The sequence below is a fragment of the Streptacidiphilus fuscans genome (genome assembly GCF_015690355.1).
Taxonomy (GTDB): Bacteria; Actinomycetota; Actinomycetes; order Streptomycetales; family Streptomycetaceae; genus Streptacidiphilus; species Streptacidiphilus fuscans.
Genome location: NZ_JADPRT010000006.1, coordinates 243,879 through 260,675, shown reverse-complemented (window position 1 = coordinate 260,675; position 16,797 = coordinate 243,879). Strand labels below are relative to the sequence as shown.

The window sequence follows — 16,797 nt, the reverse complement described above, 5'->3', positions numbered from 1 at the left end:
ATGTCTGTGATGCAGATCTCCGGCACACGCCCGTGCTGTGTCGTTCTTTCCCTGGTGCTGTCCGAGTATCGCATTGATCACCGACAAGACACCCGTCCGGACGCGTCGCCGCGCCGTACGTGTCAATCATTCTGACGATTCGTTCGGACGTAATCCTGATTCGCTTGGTTCCATTCGAACTGTCGTACGAATTTCTACTCACTGGAACTGCTGACATCCCGAACAGGCCGGTTTCACCCGATCTGGTGCGGGCATGCTGGCTACTCCGTGTCCACTCACGTGCCCGGCATCTCGAGCGTTCCCGGATGTCCCCGACGGTCCGTCAGGCGCGTTCGGGTGCCGGTGTCGCGCAGCGAGCTACCCGCCGCGACCGTGCGGGAGTCCGTCGGACGGCCCGTCAGGTTGCGGCATGCGCCCATGATTGCGGGTTCGCGCTAATGCGGCCATCGGATTAGCAGAAGGAAACCAGAATCGGCATATTCGGAATCGGTCACATTTTCGATTGGCATGTCTCGGTAGTATGCCGATCCTGCTCGCCGGCCCCTCCTGCGCGGGGTCCCGATGCGCCGGGGCCTGATGCGCGGGCTCCTTGGGCGAGGATGCCCGCACCTACGACCAGACCGACCGTCAGAAGCGTGACGACGGCGAAGGATCCGCGCAGCGAGGTGGCCTGGGCGATGGCGCCGATGGTGGCGGGCGCGATCAGGCTGGAGGTGTAGGTGACGGTGGCGACGCCCGCGATCGCCCGGCTCGGGTTGTCCCCGCTGTGCCCGGCCGCCGCGAAGCAGAGCGGAACCACGACCGCGATGCCGATCCCCAGCAGGGCGAACCCGGTGATCGCCGCGACCGGTCCTGCCGTTGGAGCTGTCGGAGCCGCCACCACCAGCACGCCGCCCGCGACCGCGATCATCCCGCCGCCCCGCACCGTCCGCTTCGGGCCGAAGCGGCGCACCAGCATGTCGCCCGCAAGCCGCGCGGCGGCCATGGTGCAGGCGAACGCCGTGTAGCTGGCCGCCGCGATCGCGGGCGAAGCGCTCGCCACGGTACGGAGGTAGACGCCGCTCCAGTCCCCGGACGCGCCCTCGGCGAAGACCGCGCAGAAGCCCACCGCTCCGATCAGCAGCGCCGAACGCGGCGGCAGGGTGAACCTCGGTGGCGCCTCTTCCTCCGGCTCGGGACGGATGTCCAGCAGGCCGCGGCAGGCCACCAGGGAGAGCAGCACCAGCACGGCGGCCACCGCCGCCAGATGCACCGGCGCGGCGACCGACGCCGCTGCGGCGGCCACGCCCACGGCCGAGCCGAGCAGGCCGCCGACGCTCCACATGCCGTGCAGCCCGGACATGATCGAACGTCCCAGCCGTGCTTCGACCTCCACGCCCTGGGCGTTCATGGCCACGTCCGCCACGCCCGCCGCCGCGCCGTAGCAGAGCAGGGCGAGGGCGAGCAGCGGCAGGTCAGGCGCGAGCGCGGGCAGCGCCAGGGCGGCGCTCCACAGCACGATCAGCAGCCGGATCCCGGCCCGGTGGCCGCGCGCGTGCAGCAGCCGACTCGCCAGCGGCATGGCGACGAACGAGCCGATGGCGGGCGCGACCAGGGCCAGTCCGAGCTGACCCGCGCTCAGATGCAGGTGGTCCTTGATCCAGGGGATCCGGGTGGCGAAGCTCCCGGTCACCGCGCCATGGATGACGAAGACGGCGGAGACGGAGCGTCGCGCCCGACGGTTCTGGGAAAGCTCTGTCACGCGGAAAACCTAGCGGCTGCGGGGGTGCCTCTCATAGGTCTGGACCAGATCTGATCAAGATTGCGGCGGCGCGGAGGTCGCCCGGAGGCGGCGCGAACGTGACGCGGAGGCGGAGGGGCGGCCGCGCGGCAGATCATGGACACCTGCACATGCGAGGTGGCTTGGGCGGTGTCAGTCGCTTGTGCCATGCTACGAGTGACGGAGAGCTGGCAATTGCGACAGGATGATCGTCACGTGAACAGCTATCGGATCGGCGAGGCCGCCGCCCTGCTCGGAGTCAGCGCCGACACCATGAGGCGCTGGGTCGACGCGGGCCGCGTGACCGCCGAGCGGGACGAGCACGGCCACCGCATCGTCCCCGGTCGTGAGCTCGCCGCATTCGCCCGCGAGCTCGCCAGGCCGGAGACCGCGGCGGCAGAGGGGCTTCCCTCCTCCGCCCGTAACCGCTTTCGTGGAATCGTCACCGAGGTGATCCTCGGGGACGTCGCCGCGCAGGTGGAGATCCAGGCCGGGCCGTTCCGGGTGGTGTCGCTGATCAGCCGCGAATCCGCGGAGGAGCTGCGGCTCGAGCCCGGGGTGCCGGCCGTCGCTGTGATCAAGTCGACCAACGTCGTGGTCGAGAGGACCTGACGGCAGCCCGCCGCTGTTCCTGACGAACGTCCGTTCCTGACGAAACCGTGGGGGTTTCCCGATGTCCCGTCTGACCGTGTCCCGCATGTCCCGGCTGCGCCGCGTCGCCGCCGCCTCGACAGTCGCACTCGCCCTGGTGGGTCTGGCGGCCTGTAGCTCCTCGTCCTCCTCCTCGGGTTCTGCGGGCTCGTCCTCCTCGCCCACGGCCTCCGCGGCGAGCAGCGCCGGCGTCACGGGGAAGATCACCGTCTTCGCCGCCGCCTCGCTCAAGAACACCTTCACCACGCTGGCCAAGGAGTTCGAGGCGGCCCACCCCGGCACCTCGGTCACCTTCAGCTTCGGCGGCAGTGACACGCTGGCCGCGTCCATCGTCAACGGCGCCCCGGCGGACGTCTTCGCCGCCGCGAGCACCGCGACCATGCAGACGGTCACCTCCAAGGGCGACAACGCCGGTGCGCCGGTGGACTTCGCCAAGAACGAGCTGGAGATCGCGGTCGCCCCCGGCAACCCGAAGAACATCACCTCGCTGGAGCAGCTCGCCGACCCCAAGTACAAGGTCGCGCTCTGCGCCAAGACCGTCCCCTGCGGCGCTGCGGCCGTCAAGGCGCTGGCCGCCGCGAACGTCAAGCTGACGCCGGTCACCCTGGAGCAGGACGTCACGTCCGCGCTGACCAAGGTCGAGCTCGGCGAGGTTGACGCCGCGCTGGTCTACCAGACCGACGTCAAGGGCGCCGACAAGAAGGTCACCGGCGTCAACTTCGCCGCCGCCACCAAGGCGATCACCACCTACCCGATCGTGGCGCTCAAGGGCAGCAGCAACTCGGCCACCGCGCAGGCTTTCGCCGCGTTCGTCGCCTCGCCGCAGGGTGAGCAGGTGCTGCAGGCCGCGGGCTTCCAGGCGCCGTGACCGGTGATTCCGCGACCGGTGATTCTGTGACGAGCGACTCCGCGACGGGCGACCCCGCGACGGGTGATTCCGACACGCTGGAGCGCGGCGTCCCGATCCGGGCGGCCCGCAGGCCGCGCGGCGGGGCGCCGCTCGCGTTGCTGCTGCCCGCGGCCGTGGGCCTGACGTTCCTGGTGCTGCCGCTGATCGGACTGCTGGTCAGGGCGCCCTGGAGCGCGATGCCGGAGCTGCTCAGCGGCGACGCGGTCTGGCCCGCGCTGCGGCTCTCGCTGATCTGCGCGACCTTGGCGACCGGGCTGTCGTTGGTCTTCGGCGTGCCGTTGGCCTGGCTGCTGGCCCGAACGACGTTCCCCGGCCGGCGGCTGGCGCGGACGTTGGTGACGCTGCCGCTGGTGATGCCGCCGGTGGTCGGCGGTGTCGCGCTGCTGCTCGTCTTCGGCCGCAACGGGCTGGTCGGGCAGTGGATCTACCAGCAGTTCGGCTACTCGCTGCCGTTCACCACGGCCGGGGTGGTCGTCGCGGAGGCCTTCGTGGCGATGCCGTTCCTGGTGCTGAGCGTCGAGGGGGCGCTGCGCGGGTCGGACGCCCGCTACGAGGAGGCCGCGCTGACGCTCGGCGCCTCGCGGTTCACCGTCTTCCGGCGGGTGACGCTGCCGCTGATCGCGCCGGGCGTGGGGGCCGGCGCGGTCCTGGCGTGGGCGCGGGCGCTGGGCGAGTTCGGTGCGACCATCACCTTCGCGGGCAACTTCCCCGGCACCACGCAGACCATGCCGCTCGCCGTCTACCTCGCGCTCCAGGACAACCCCGACGCCGCGATCGCGGTCAGCCTGGTGCTGCTGCTCGTCTCGCTCGCCGTCCTGTTCGCGCTGCGCGGTCGCTGGACGACCGGGACGCACTGAGCTGCCGGGACGCACTGAGCCCCGGGATGCACTGAAGCAGTGACGCACCGAAGCAGTGACGCATTGAAGCAGTAAGGAGAGACGGAGAGTTGAGCGGACTGGACGCGCACCTGGCGGTGAGCCGGGGCGGCTTCGCGCTCGACCTGGCGCTGACCGCCGCGCCCGGCGAGGTGGTCGCGCTGCTCGGGCCGAACGGCGCGGGCAAGACCACCGCGCTGCGCGCGCTGGCCGGACTGACGCGCCTGAGCGAGGGACATCTGCGGCTCGACGGCGAGGTCCTGGAGGATCCGGCGGCACGGGTCCGGGTCCCCACCGAGCAACGGCCGGTCGGCGTGGTCTTCCAGGACTACCTGCTCTTCCCGCACCTCTCCGCGCTGGACAACGTGGCGTTCGGCCTGCGCACCCACGGCCGCCGCAAGGCCGACGCGCGGGCCGAGGCCCGGCAGTGGCTGGAGCGCGTCGGGCTGGCCGACCACGCCGGGGCGCGTCCCGGCGCGCTCTCCGGCGGGCAGGCCCAACGCGTCGCGCTGGCGCGGGCGCTGGCGCCGCAGCCGCGGCTGCTGCTGCTCGACGAGCCGATGGCCGCCCTCGACGCCCGCACCCGGCTGGAGGTGCGCACCACGCTGCGCCGCCACCTGGCCGCGTTCGAGGCGGTCGCCGTCCTGGTCACCCACGACCCGCTGGACGCGATGGTGCTGGCCGACCGGCTGGTGGTGCTGGAGCAGGGCCTGGCGATCCAGGAGGGCCCGCCCGCCGAGATCGCCCGGCATCCGCGCAGCGACTACATCGCCCGCCTGGTCGGCCTCAACCTGTTCCGGGGCACGGCCGACGGGCACCTGGTCGAGCTGGACGCCTCGCGCGAGGTCGCGGCCGAGGGCACCGTCCTCGCGGCGGACGACGCGCACACCGGGCCGGTCTTCGTCGCCTTCCCGCCCGCCGCGGTCACCGTCCACGGCAGCCGTCCCGACACCAGTGCGCGCAACCAGTGGCCGGTCACCGTCGTCGGCATGGAGCTCCACGGCGACCAGGTCCGCCTGGACCTCGCCGGTCCGCTGCGCCTGACGGCGGATCTGACCCCGGCCGCGGTCGCCGAGTTGGCCATCGGCGAGGGCAGCGAGGTCTGGGCCGCCGTCAAGGCCGCACAGACGCGCGCGTATCCGGCGTAAGGGCTGTCTGCCGCCGGCCTGACGGCGCGCCGCTGCGGCCATCGGGCCCGACGGGCCGACGATGATCGGGACGGTGCGTCGGTCGGGTCGGGCGGAGGATGGTCCATGGGTCAGCGGGTGGCGGCGCGCGTGACTGCCGTGGTGGCGGTGATCGGTGTGCTGGCGGGATGCTCGTCCGGGGCCGGTGCCTCCCTCACGTCCGGTGCGACCGGCTCGGCGACCGCGGCCGGTATGGCCGGCTCGTCGAGTGCATCCGGCTCGTCGAGCGCGTCCGGCGTGGCCGGGGCGTCGAGTGCGGCAGCCGTGCCCGGCAGCCCCGTGGTCAGCACCGCGCCCTCGCCGTCGCCGTGGTCGCAGGAACGCCTGCAACGGGCGCTGTCGACGCACGGCGGGAACACCAGGACCGCCAAGTCCAACGAGATCACGGCCCGGGTCGGGGCGATCTTCTCGACCAGCCAGAAGGGTGACCACTTCTGCACCGGCAGCGTCGTGCAGAGCAAGGGCGAAAGCATTGTGGTCACCGCCGCCCACTGCGTCCACGGCGGCAAGGGCGGCGGCTACAACACCGACATCGTCTTCGTGCCCGGCTATCGCAACGGCACCGAGCCGCAGGGGGAGTGGCCGGTCAAGTCGATCGTCGTGGACCAGCGCTGGATCGACTCCAGCGACCCGGACCTCGATGTCGCGTTCCTGGTGCTCGGCACGGTGAACAAGCAGACCATCGCCTCGGTGCTGGGCGGCAACCGGCTCGGCATCAACCTCGGCTTCGGCCGGACCGTCTCGCTGACCGGCTATCCGTCGAACGCGGGCGAGCCGATCGCCTGCTTCAACTCCACGACGCAGCAGAGCGCGTACCAGATGAAGATCGCCTGCAAGTCCTTCCCCGGCGGCACCAGCGGCAGCCCGTGGCTGACTGCCTTCGACAGGGCGACCCGGACGGGCACGGTCATCGGCGTGATCGGCGGGTACCAGCAGGGCGGCGACACCCCGGACGTCTCCTACAGCCCGTACTTCGACAACGACGTCCTCGCCCTGTACGACCAGGCGGTCGCACAGGGCGGGTAGGTAGCGTTGACGTGACGTCAGCTGACGGTAATTCAGAGCCCGAGCAGCTTGACGGACTCCTCGCGCATCTCGACCTTGCGGATCTTGCCGGTGACGGTCATCGGGAAGCCGTCGACCAGGTGGAGGTAGCGGGGGATCTTGTAGTGGGCCAGCTTGCCCTCGCAGTAGGCGCGCAGCTGCTCCACCGTCAGCTCACTGGCACCCGGGCGGAGCTTGACCCAGGCCATCAGCTCCTCGCCGAAGCGCTCGTCCGGGACGCCGATGATCTGCACGTCCTCGATGTCGGGGTGGGAGTAGAGGAACTCCTCGACCTCGCGCGGGTACACGTTCTCGCCGCCGCGGATCACCATGTCCTTGATCCGGCCGACGATGGAGACGTAGCCGTCCTCGGCCATCTCGGCGAGGTCGCCGGTGTGCATCCAGCCGTCCGCGTCGACGGCCTCGGCGGTGCGCTCCGGCTCGTTCCAGTAGCCGAGCATCACCGAGTAGCCGCGGGTGCACAGTTCGCCCGGGGTGCCGACGGGGACGGTGACGCCGGTGTCCGGCTCGACGATCTTGATCTCGACGTGCGGGTGGACGCGGCCGACGGTGGCGACACGGTGTTCGAGGGAGTCGTCGGGGCGGGTCTGGGTGGAGACGGGGCTGGTCTCCGTCATGCCGTAGGCGATGGTGACCTCGGCCATCCCCATCTCGGACATGACCCGCTTCATCACCTCGACCGGGCAGGGCGAGCCGGCCATCACCCCGGTGCGCAGGGTGGACAGGTCCCAGCGGTCCGGATGCGCCTCCAGCTGGGCGAGTTCGGCGATGAACATGGTCGGCACGCCGTAGAGCACGGTGCAGCGTTCCGCCTGGACGGCGTCCAGCGCCTCGATCGGGTCGAACAGCGGGCTGGGGATGACCAGGCAGGAGCCGTGGGAGATGGCGCCGAGGTTCGCCATCACCATGCCGAAGCAGTGGTAGAAGGGCACCGGCACGCAGACGCGGTCGTCCGCCGTCCAGCCCTGCACGTCGGCGACCTGGAAGCCGTTGCCGAGGATGTTGCGGTGCGAGAGCGTGGCGCCCTTGGGACGGCCGGTGGTGCCGGAGGTGTACTGGATGTTCGCCGCGTCCTCCGGGGAGAGCTCCGCCTCGCGTGCACGCAGTTCGGCGAGCGGCACGTCGCCGCCGGAGGCGACGAGTCGGTCGAAGTCGGGCGTGCCGATGAACACGACGCGCTCCAGCTCCGGGCAGTCGCCACGGACCGCGTCGACCAGGGCGACGTAGTCGCTGGTCTTCACCCGCGTCGCGGAGATGAGCAGCTTGGTGCCGGACTGCTGGAGCGCGTAGGCGATCTCGTGCTGCCGGTAGGCCGGGTTGAGGTTGACCAGGATCGCGCCCGCGCGGGCGGCGGCGTACTGGGCCAGCACCCACTCGGCGCAGTTGGGCGACCAGATGCCGACGCGGTCGCCGCGTTCGATCCCTGCCGCGAGCAGGCCGCGGGCGAGGTCGTCGACGGCGGCGTCGAACTCGGCGTACGTCCAGCGGCGCCCGCTGGCGCGCTCGACCAGGGCGTCACGGTCGGGGTGGCGGCGCGCGGTCCGGGCCAGGTCGGCGCCCACGGTCAGTTCCGGCAGCGGCGGGGCGGCCTCGCCGCGTCGGTGGGACAGGCGCGGATCGAGATCGGCATCCATGGCGGAACTCCCTGAGGGCACGGGGGCTGGACTACACGGCGGTTGGACTGCACGGCGGTTGGACCGTACGACGGTTGGACTGCACAGGGGTTGGAGTGCACGGGGTTGGGACCAACACTGTGGATCTCCATCCTGTCGGGAGCGGGCGCGCGAGGGAAGGTCCATGCGCCGGGACAGGAGTGGACGACAGCTGTGCAGATCCTGTTCGTTGCTGTTCGATGAATGCGCGTACATGCCACAAGGTCGTACGCCATCATGGGTGAACGAGCCTCGGGGAACGAGGCTCACCCTCTTCTTTCCCTTCTGGGAGTCGCCGTCGTGGGCAGACACGCGAACGATCCACTTCCACCACCGGGCGTGACCCGCACCCATCTCCGGGTGCTGTCGACGCTCCTGGCCCGGCAGGCGGCGGATCTGCCCGACGAACGGCTGCTGGACGCGGCCTTCCACGACGCGGTGCGGCTGCTGGCCTGGTCCACCTCGGCCGCCGCGCTCGCCGCCGCCGCCTTGGTCGAGACCGATCCGCAGCAGGCGCGGCGCTACCGCAGCCAGGTCAGGTCGACCCTGGCCGAGGCGCACGCCATCGCCTGGTACCCGGGCGACCAGGTCTGACGGCTCGACCCGGTACAGAGCCGGTCGCGGCTCAGCCCAGCTGGGCGTCCTGCTCCAGGGCCTGGTGGTAGAGGGCGTCGATGCGGTCGCCGAAGTAGGAGCTGTAGGAGACGTCGTCGGTGTAGCCGCCCTGCTCGAAGCCGCCGATCACACCGATGACCGTGCCCTCGTCGCCCGTCGGGCCGCCCTGGCCGGGGATCAACCACGGGCTGCCGCTGGTGCCGTCGCTGTAGCCGGTGCAGTCGATGCGCATCTGGGTGGCGCTGAACCGGTCGACCAGGTCGGTGCAGGTGATCGGCTCCTCGGAGCTGTTCGGATAGCCGGTGATGGTCACCACGTGGTCGAAGCCCTGGTCCACCGCGATCCGGTTGGCGCCGACGACCTGCTGCACGGGCCGGCCGTCGAGCGGTTCGAGCAGGCCGAAGGCGACGTCCGCGTTCACGTCGCCGTTGGCGGTCCAGCCCGGGTCCTCGACGGTCTGCGCGATCTGCCAGACCCCGTACGGGGCCAGGCCGTCGCGGTAGCCGGGGACGAACACCTTGTCCCCGTTCGCTCCGCTCAGGCAGTGCGCGGCGGTGACGATCATGTTGCCCCGAGGGCTGTCGACCACGCTGGCCGTGCAGTAGTGCGTGCCCGCGACGCCGCCGCCGGAGAACAGCGCGCCGACGCGGGAGTCGACGCGGTTCGCGATCGCGGTGCGGGACGCGCCGAGGTCCTGCGAGGGGGAGGCCGCCCCCGTCGCGCCGGCGAGCGCCAGCACCACGAGCCAGGCCATGGCGGAGAGGGACGGTCGACGCCGGCGGGGAGCGGCGTCGAGGTCCTGCTCAGTGCCGTCTGGAGTGCCGTCGGGGGACGACAAGGCGTGGTTCAGGGGAGCCTCGCAGGGGTGAGCCTTGCAGGGGAGGGCAGTGGCTGCAGCGGGAATCGAGCGACATGCTGCCGTGCCGCAGCCGCTGGTCACAAGCCCCCGCGCGGAAAATCACCCCACGTCACCGCATCCGGCCGTACGGCGGAAGACGCGTGGGCGACGCGACGCTGAAGCCGACAGGAGCACGAAGTGAAAGAGCGGGACCTCTGCCTCTTGGAGGATCCACTGAGAGGAGAGAGGCTGGAGAGGTACCAGGCCCCCTCCCCGACGCGAAGGACCTGTCCTGCCGTGGCCGCCCATCTCTCCGCCCCCGCCGTACTCACCGTCGACGCCGTGCTCTTCGACAACGACGGCACGCTGATCGACTCCATGCCGTCGGTCCACCGCTGCTGGACCCGCTGGGCCGAGGAGCACGGCGTCGCACGTGAACGCCTGGACCAGGTCGGCTATGCGGGCCGTCCGGCCGGCGAGGTGGTCGCGGAGCTGCTGGCGGGACGCGCCGTCGACGAGCAGCTCGCCGCGGTGGCCCGGGTGCAGGAGCTGGAGCTCGCGGACGCGGCGAGCGGCCGACTGCTGCCGGGCGTCGAGGAGCTGCTGTCGGCGCTGCCCCGGGACCGCTGGGCGGTGGTCACCGCCGCCACCCGGACTCTGGCGCTGCGTCGGCTCTCCTCCCTCGGGCTGACGGTGCCGATGCTGGTCGGGGCGGAGGACGTGACCCGGGGCAAGCCCGACCCGGAGGCGTACCTCAGGGCGGCGAGCAGACTGGGCGTCGAGCCCGCGCGCTGCCTGGTGGTCGAGGACGCCCCGGCGGGCCTCGCGGCGGGCCGCGCCGCCGGCATGGCGACGCTGGCCCTGGCCACCACCCACGACCCGGCCGAGCTGTGCGCGGCCGACGTGGTCGTCAGCGACCTCACCCTGGTACGGCCGCTGGTGCAGCGCGACGGGACGGTGGCGCTGTTCGTCGGGTGACGCACCGTCGTCCGACGCTACTTCCGGCGCTCCACGAGCCCGCGCACCAGGGCGGCCTGGCCGGCGTGCTGCAGGTCGTCCGCGATCACGCTGACCAGCCGGACCGCCGCCGTGACCGGTGGGTCCCAGCGGGTGTCGACGATCCGGTCCAGATGCTGCCCGCCGGGGCCGGCCAGGTAGGCGACGGTGCGGTTGTGGACGTCGTCGTGGTAGCCCAGCAACTGCTCCGCCGTCAGCCCGCGTACCGCGCCCACCTGCTGCGAGGTGTGCCCGTAGCCGTGGGCCTCCACCGGGAAGGGCAGGCCGAAGCGCTTGGCCCAGCCCAGCTCGGTCCAGGCCTGTGGCATGTCGGCCATGTCGCAGACGTGGTCGTCCTGAATGCGGGTCAGATGCCAGACCAGCCAGGCGATGGAGTTGGCGCGCGGATCGGCCCGGAACGCCAGCTGTTCCGGATCGAGGCCGAAGACGGCCTCGTGTACGGCTTCCTTGACGCGCCCGAAGGCATCGGTGAGTAGCTCGATTGCGACAGTCACGGGTCCAGGCTAGATCGTGGGACTGACAGAACCCGGGACTGACAAAGCCGGGCGCAGCGCGGCGGTGGTGAGTCGCAGATGGACGACGGCGAGAGCGAGGCAGGCGGCGGCCGTCGTGCCCCAGAGGACGGTCGTTCCGTAGTGGGCCAGCAACTGCGTCCCGAGGATCGGGGCGAGGGTGGCGGAGACGCCCCAGCTGATGCCGAAGACGGCGAGATAGCGGTCGGCGCCGCCCGGTGGCGCCAGATCGGCGACGAGCGCGTAGGCGCGCCCCATCGTCAGCAGGTTGCCCAGGCTCCAGACGGCGGAGGCGACGACGCCGAGCAGCAGCGAACCGCCGAGCGCGTAGCCGAGGAGCCCGGCGGCGAGCAGCAGTTGACCGAGCGCCAGCGCGACGGGCGCGGAGAGGGAGCTGAGCCGACGTATCCGCAGCAGCGGCTGCGCGGCGACGGTGGTCGCCGCCGAGGCGGTGAACAGCAGGCCCGCGTCGGCGGGCGGCAGACCGTGCCGGGCGAGGGAGAGCGGCAGCGTCATCAGGGTCTGCTGGTTGACCAGGGCGTAGACGGTGCCGGTGGCCAGCATGGTGAGCAACGCCCGGTCCTGCCACGGCCGGACGGGGCTGTCGACCGATCGCTCCGCCACCCCGGCGGGCTCGCGGAGCGGTCGGCGGTGGCCGGGCAGCGCGAGCTGCACCAGCGCGGCGCAGGCCAGGCAGGTGGCGGCGTCGGCGACGAAGAGCCAGCGCAGGTCGAACCTGCCCAGCCAGGCGGCGAGCACGCCCGCGCCCATACCGCCGAGCGCCAGCGCCGCGCTGAACCAGCCGAAGGCGCGCACCCGTAGCGCCTGCGGCACGGCCTCGGCGATCAGCGCCTGGCTGGGCGGTTCGTACAGCTCGAAGGCCAGGCCGAGCAGCACCGCCCAGACCACGACGGCGGCCAGCGACCGCGACGCCGCGATGCCCAGCTGCGCGACGGCGCAACCGACCAGCCCGAGCGCGATCGCCCCACTGCGCCCGACCCGCTCCGCGAGCCGTCCCCCGGCCAGCCGGGACGGGATCGTGGCCAGCCCGAACGCGGCCGAGACCAGCCCGGCGGTGGTGACGCTCGCCCGGTAGTCCGTGCTGATCAGCACGGTCAGGAACGGCAGCGAGAAAGCCCCGAGCTGGTTCACCACCCGTGCCAGGAGCAGCAGTCGGACGGTGCGCGGCATCAGTTCCTCTTGGGTGGACTGTCCTCTTCGGCGGGCTGCCCTCTTTGGTCGAATGCCGGAGCGTCAGGCGGACCCGGTCGGGTCCGGTATCCCGGGCTGCTCGGCGTGCGCGGTCCGCTCGGCCTGGACGCCGCCTCGGAGGCCCAGGAGGGCGATCACGGCCGTGACGGCCATGATGCCCGCCATGCCGTAGAAGACCGCCTGGCAGGCGTGGGCGAAGTCGAGTTGGATCCAGTGCGGGATCACCGCGCTGCCGCCGCTACCGCCGCTGCTCCCGCCGCCCTGCTTGGCCGCGGCGGCTGCCGCCGCGTTCGCCGCCGCGCGGGTCGCGCCCTGGGCGACCAGTGAGTCGGCGATCTGCGACTGGAACACCGAGATCATCACCGTGCCGAGGATGGCCAGGCTCAGGCTGGAGGCGTAGTTGCGGACCGTCTGGGTGATGCCGGTGGCCTCGCCGTAGGAGAGGCTGGAGGCGCGGTTGACGGCGTCGGTGTTGGAGGGACCGATCATCAGGCCCATGCCGGCACCGGACAGGATGATGTACGAGGTCATGTGGCTGAGGTTGAGGTCGGGCATCTTGCTGGCCCAGAGGTAGAAGCCGACCGCCGAGAGCACCGCACCCGCCACGACCGGCCGCTTGGCGCCGATCCGGTCCAGCATCCGGCCGCCGATCTGGGCGGTGACGATGAAGCCGATGAAGAAGTAGAGCAGCGTCACACCGGCCTGCTGCGCGGACTGGCCGAGCGCCACCGACGCGTACTCGCTGGCGAAGAAGAACATCGGCAGGAAGACCGTCATCGACAGGCCCAGCACCAGGCACTGCACCGCGAAGGCGCGGTCGCGGAAGATCGAGACGTCCATCAGCGGCGAGGGCCGTCCCCGCTCGAAGCGGAAGAAGAACACCAGCAGCGCCGCGCCGAGCGCGATCGACAGCCAGATCGCCGGGTTGGACCAGCCCCAGACGTGCGACTGCTGGAAGCCGAAGACGCTGAGCCCGACACCGCCGGCGATCAGCGCCAGGCCGGGGTAGTCGATCGGCGCCGGGCGGTACTGGGTCTGCGGCTTGGAGATCCAGATCAGCAGCAGCGCGACCAGCGCCACCGGAACGTTCACCCAGAAGATGCCGCGCCAGGTCCACTCGGTCAGGTAACCGCCCAGGATCGGGCCGACGGCCGTCAGCCCGCCCGCGATGCCGAAGAAGAGCGCCAACGCCCGGCCGCGCTCCCGGAGTTCGTAGGTGTTGACGACGATGGCCAGGGCCGCCGGGTACATGATCGCGCCGCCGAGGCCCTGGACGGCGCGGAAGGCGATGATCCAGCTCTGCGCCAGCGCGCCGGTGGGCGTCAGGCCGCACAGCGCCGAGGCGGCGGCGAAGATGACGACGCCGAGGGTGACCATGCGGCGGTGGCCCAGGGTGTCGGAGAGCCTGCCGCCGTAGGCGAAGAGGGCGGCCATGGCCAGCAGGTAGGAGTTGATGGCCCACTGCATGCCGGTACCGGTCAGGTGCAGTTCGCTCTGGATCTTGGGCGCGGCGATCGAGACGATCGTCTGGTCGATGAAGGTCATCGCCACCGCGAAGATCATCGCCGCCAGGACCAGGCCTCTTCGGCCCGTGGCGGCCCCGCTTCCACTCATGTGCACACTCCCCCTGTCGTCCCTGACGTCCACACAGTGGCCAGACGGTAGCACCGGGCAGTGACAGCGCGGATCTCCTGTGCGACTTCTGCGGTGGTTCTGAGCGTCGGCCGGTGGAACACGGGGGCGGGACACGCCGGGGAAGCCCGTCGTGTCCCGCCCTTTCCTCCGCGCGGCGGAGGCTCGTGCGGCGTGCTGAGCAGCGGGTGGTTCAGCCCGCCGCGCCGTCCCGGTTCAGGATGGCGTCGATCAGCGCGTAGCCGGGGTAGTCCATCAGCACCACCCCAGTTCGGCTCGAACTTCCGCTGCCTGTGAGGTAGTTGAGCGCCAGCTGGTTGACGCCGGTCTGCCACAGGTAGCCGCCCGCCACGTCCGCCGGGCCCCCGCCGAAGGGGGAGCAGTTGGCGGAGAGGTAGGTGGTGAACATCGCGCCCGTCGTGTCGGCGCCGGCCGCGGCGATGTTGGACTGCGCCTCGCCCCACTTGGTCGCCGTGGTGCACTGGGTCCAGTCGTTCTCGACGTAGGACCCGGCGTTGGCGCCGGTCAGCTGGGACAGGCCGTATCCGGGGTAGACCTCGCCGAGCGGGCCGGTGAAGCTCGTCAGCACGATGTGGCCGCGGACCTGACCGAGTGTCGGCATCGCCGCCGTCGACGTCCCGGTGACGGTCGGCGCGTAGAAGAGGCCGGGGTAGCGGGCGATATAGCTCTGCAGGATCCGCATCCGGTCGGCGGCGGTGGTCGACGCGGGGTCGTCCGCGCAGTGGCCGATGGACGAGGTGCCGCTGCCGCCCTCGGTGGTGTCCGCGTCGCACTCGCCGTGCAGGTCCATCAGCACGGTCTCGCCCGGGTGCGCGGTCAGGAACGCCTGCGCGTGCGTGAGCACGTCGTCGAAATTGGCGTTCTGGTAGACGTCGGTGTGGTGGATCGCGAACGCCGTGCCGCTGTTGACGACCCGTACCCGGATGTCGATGGCGCGGATCCCGGCGTCGAGCTGAGCGGTGAGCGTCGCGGCGCTGTCGCCGTGGTCCTCCTGCGCCTCGTACGCCCAGGGCGCGAGGCCGCCGTGGATGGCCAGCGTGTCGTGCGTCCCGGGGACGGACAGCGCGCCCAGCCCGGTGCTGTCGGGCAGCGAGGCCATCCAGTCCGTGTGGCTCTGCTGGGTCAGGCTGTCGAAGGCGGGCGTGGACGTGGTCGGCTGCGCGGAGGCGGAGCCGCCCCCGGTGGTCGCCGCCAGCAGCACGGCGAGCGCGACCGGCGTCAGCAAGCGGAGCGCGGTGCGGGACGTGAGGCGGGGCGTGATGCGGGACGTGAGGCGGGGCGTGATGCGGGACGTGAGGCGGGGCGTGATGCGGGACGTGAGGCGGGGCGTGATGCGGGACGTGAGGCGCATCTGCTCTGGAGTCCTCTCCCTCGGGGTCACTGGGTGACCGGGTGACCGGGTGGCTCAGATGAGTGAGCCATGACAGGCCGCCGATCGTGGCGGTCCGTTCGATTACCGGATGGTAGGCACTGGGCGCCCCCCTTGGAAGAGCGCGGAGATGACGGACTGTCAGCCACTTGGCCGCGATGCGCGGTCGGAGTGTTCATCGGAGCGTTAGAGCACGTTTGTATCAGCTGTTAGATCGACCGCTTAACGTGCGGTGACCGCTTCTCCTGTGGAAGGACCCCGCACATGCGCCGTGCCACCAAGCTCTCCGCCGCAGCAGCCGGACTCGCCGTCCTCGCCGTCACGGGCACCGCCGTCGCCGTCGGGAACCGGCACGGCAGCGACAACGACTGGCCCTACGCCGGCCACGGCGTCGGCGCCGCCTCGTACACCCTGGCGGCGGTCGGTGACATCGCCTGCGAACCGGACGATCCCGAGAACTCCGCCACCCCGACCTCGCTCAAGTGCGGCTCTCCCACCCTGGGCGGTATGAGTGCCGAGTTCGCCACCGCGAAGCAGGCCACCGACATGCACCCCGATGTCGTCGCGCTGCTGGGCGACGAGCAGTACCAGGTCGGCAAGTTGACCGACTTCGAGCAGTCCTTCGACCAGGCATGGGGCGGCCTGAAGATGCTGGAGCGTCCGGCGCCGGGCAACCACGAGTACTACGCGTACGCCAAGAAGGGCGACAACGAGGCCGCGCAGAACGGGACCGGCTACTTCGACTACTTCAACGGCCACGACCAGTCCGGCGCACCGACCACCCAGGGCCAGGCCGGTGACGACACCGCGGCCAACCAGGGGTGGTACTCCTACGACCTGGGCAACTGGCACATCGTCTCGCTGAACGCCGAGTGCGACTCGGACGAGTTCAAGCACGACTGCTCCACGACGGACAACGGCCTCCTCGCGCAGGAGACCCAGTGGCTGGCACACGACCTGACCACCAATCAGCGCCCGTGCACCATCGCCTACTGGCACCAGCCGACGTTCAGCGCCACGACGGCCGCGACCGCCACGGTCCCCGCGTCCGCGCCGGGAGCCGGCGGCGTCGAGGGCGCGGCGGCCGACGCGTGGTGGAAGCTGCTCTACCAGCACCGCGCCACGCTGATCCTCAACGGCCACGAGCACGCCTACGCCCGGCTGCGCCCGATGAACCCGGCGGGTCAGTACGACCCGGCCCACGGCATCCCGGAGTTCATCATCGGCTCGGGCGGCGAGGCCCTGGACACCCTCGCGGGTACGCAGGGGAACTACGCCAACCCCAACGTGGTCACCGCCCAGGCCAGCGCCTTCGGCGTCATGAACTTCACGCTCAAGCCGCACGGCTACAGCTGGGACTACAAGCCCGTCCTGGCCGGCCCGGGCTTCGACGCGAGCGCGCTTCAGTACAGCGACTCCGGCAGCGGCAGCTGCAACTGACGACCCGCAGCAACTGACGGCTCGTCAGCTCGTCAACTCTCT

15 protein-coding genes are annotated in these 16,797 nt (G+C 71.3%); 8 read left to right on the top strand and 7 right to left on the bottom strand.

Annotated elements, in window-relative coordinates; genetic code table 11:
* Nucleotides 1–490 precede the first annotated feature (490 nt).
* Entirely contained in the window at nucleotides 491–1,741 is a 1,251-nt protein-coding gene (locus tag I2501_RS17025; protein WP_196194894.1) for an MFS transporter, read from the bottom strand.
* 234 nt (nucleotides 1,742–1,975) lie between these two features.
* Here I2501_RS17025 and I2501_RS17020 point away from each other — a divergent pair, with 234 nt between their 5' ends.
* The 5 genes from I2501_RS17020 (at nucleotide 1,976) to I2501_RS17000 (ending at nucleotide 6,408) form a co-directional block, all read left to right on the top strand.
* The gene (locus I2501_RS17020) at nucleotides 1,976–2,371 is read left to right on the top strand and encodes a TOBE domain-containing protein (protein WP_328806409.1); all 396 of its coding nucleotides are present in this window, start codon (nucleotides 1,976–1,978) and stop codon (nucleotides 2,369–2,371) included.
* Nucleotides 2,372–2,441: 70 nt separating this feature from the next.
* Nucleotides 2,442–3,278 (top strand): molybdate ABC transporter substrate-binding protein, encoded by an 837-nt coding sequence (gene modA, locus I2501_RS17015; protein ID WP_408022745.1) that lies wholly within the window; start codon nucleotides 2,442–2,444, stop codon nucleotides 3,276–3,278.
* A 77-nt stretch (nucleotides 3,279–3,355) separates the two neighbouring features.
* Nucleotides 3,356–4,177, top strand: coding sequence for an ABC transporter permease (locus tag I2501_RS17010; protein WP_215909729.1), 822 nt, complete (start codon nucleotides 3,356–3,358; stop codon nucleotides 4,175–4,177).
* Between the two features lie 62 nt (nucleotides 4,178–4,239).
* A complete protein-coding gene (locus I2501_RS17005; protein WP_196195045.1) occupies nucleotides 4,240–5,343 on the top strand; it encodes an ABC transporter ATP-binding protein in 1,104 nt (367 codons plus the stop codon).
* 105 nt (nucleotides 5,344–5,448) lie between these two features.
* Nucleotides 5,449–6,408 carry a trypsin-like serine peptidase gene (locus I2501_RS17000; protein WP_236046522.1) on the top strand — a complete coding sequence of 320 codons (960 nt, stop codon included), beginning with the start codon at nucleotides 5,449–5,451 and terminating at the stop codon, nucleotides 6,406–6,408.
* Nucleotides 6,409–6,440: 32 nt separating this feature from the next.
* Here I2501_RS17000 and I2501_RS16995 read toward each other — a convergent pair whose 3' ends face one another.
* Entirely contained in the window at nucleotides 6,441–8,081 is a 1,641-nt protein-coding gene (locus I2501_RS16995; protein ID WP_196194891.1) for an AMP-binding protein, read from the bottom strand.
* Nucleotides 8,082–8,438: 357 nt separating this feature from the next.
* Here I2501_RS16995 and I2501_RS16990 point away from each other — a divergent pair, with 357 nt between their 5' ends.
* Complete coding sequence (locus I2501_RS16990; RefSeq protein WP_196194890.1) at nucleotides 8,439–8,693, top strand: hypothetical protein; 255 nt, start codon at nucleotides 8,439–8,441, stop codon at nucleotides 8,691–8,693.
* A gap of 31 nt (nucleotides 8,694–8,724) precedes the next feature.
* Here the strand turns inward: I2501_RS16990 and I2501_RS16985 are convergent, their stop codons facing one another.
* A complete protein-coding gene (locus tag I2501_RS16985) occupies nucleotides 8,725–9,468 on the bottom strand; it encodes a trypsin-like serine peptidase (protein WP_196194889.1) in 744 nt (247 codons plus the stop codon).
* A gap of 381 nt (nucleotides 9,469–9,849) precedes the next feature.
* Here I2501_RS16985 and I2501_RS16980 point away from each other — a divergent pair, with 381 nt between their 5' ends.
* Nucleotides 9,850–10,530: an HAD-IA family hydrolase gene (locus I2501_RS16980; RefSeq protein ID WP_328806408.1), complete on the top strand. Its 681-nt coding sequence runs from the start codon at nucleotides 9,850–9,852 to the stop codon at nucleotides 10,528–10,530.
* A gap of 17 nt (nucleotides 10,531–10,547) precedes the next feature.
* Here the strand turns inward: I2501_RS16980 and I2501_RS16975 are convergent, their stop codons facing one another.
* The 4 genes from I2501_RS16975 to I2501_RS16960 form a co-directional block, all read right to left on the bottom strand.
* Nucleotides 10,548–11,063, bottom strand: coding sequence for a mycothiol transferase (locus I2501_RS16975; RefSeq protein ID WP_196194888.1), 516 nt, complete (start codon nucleotides 11,061–11,063; stop codon nucleotides 10,548–10,550).
* Between the two features lie 9 nt (nucleotides 11,064–11,072).
* Nucleotides 11,073–12,272, bottom strand: coding sequence for an MFS transporter (locus I2501_RS16970; protein ID WP_196194887.1), 1,200 nt, complete (start codon nucleotides 12,270–12,272; stop codon nucleotides 11,073–11,075).
* A gap of 63 nt (nucleotides 12,273–12,335) precedes the next feature.
* Complete coding sequence (locus I2501_RS16965; RefSeq protein WP_196194886.1) at nucleotides 12,336–13,907, bottom strand: MFS transporter; 1,572 nt, start codon at nucleotides 13,905–13,907, stop codon at nucleotides 12,336–12,338.
* A gap of 211 nt (nucleotides 13,908–14,118) precedes the next feature.
* Nucleotides 14,119–15,297, bottom strand: a complete 1,179-nt coding sequence (locus I2501_RS16960; protein WP_196194885.1) for a phosphatidylinositol-specific phospholipase C domain-containing protein — start codon at nucleotides 15,295–15,297, stop codon at nucleotides 14,119–14,121.
* A gap of 282 nt (nucleotides 15,298–15,579) precedes the next feature.
* On the opposite strand from I2501_RS16960, the gene I2501_RS16955 reads away from it, so the two are divergent.
* Nucleotides 15,580–16,755: a metallophosphoesterase family protein gene (locus tag I2501_RS16955; protein ID WP_196194884.1), complete on the top strand. Its 1,176-nt coding sequence runs from the start codon at nucleotides 15,580–15,582 to the stop codon at nucleotides 16,753–16,755.
* Nucleotides 16,756–16,797: the final 42 nt, after the last annotated feature.

Bases quoted from the DNA above. Each gene is read 5' to 3' on its own strand.
- I2501_RS17000 (WP_236046522.1), top strand. From the start codon at position 5,449: ATGGGTCAGCGGGTGGCGGCGCGCGTGACTGCCGTGGTGGCGGTGATC.
- I2501_RS16995 (WP_196194891.1), bottom strand. From the start codon at position 8,081: ATGGATGCCGATCTCGATCCGCGCCTGTCCCACCGACGCGGCGAGGCC.
- I2501_RS16985 (WP_196194889.1), bottom strand. From the start codon at position 9,468: ATGGCCTGGCTCGTGGTGCTGGCGCTCGCCGGCGCGACGGGGGCGGCC.
- I2501_RS16970 (WP_196194887.1), bottom strand. From the start codon at position 12,272: ATGCCGCGCACCGTCCGACTGCTGCTCCTGGCACGGGTGGTGAACCAG.
- I2501_RS16965 (WP_196194886.1), bottom strand. From the start codon at position 13,907: ATGAGTGGAAGCGGGGCCGCCACGGGCCGAAGAGGCCTGGTCCTGGCG.
- I2501_RS16960 (WP_196194885.1), bottom strand. From the start codon at position 15,297: ATGCGCCTCACGTCCCGCATCACGCCCCGCCTCACGTCCCGCATCACG.
- I2501_RS16955 (WP_196194884.1), top strand. From the start codon at position 15,580: ATGCGCCGTGCCACCAAGCTCTCCGCCGCAGCAGCCGGACTCGCCGTC.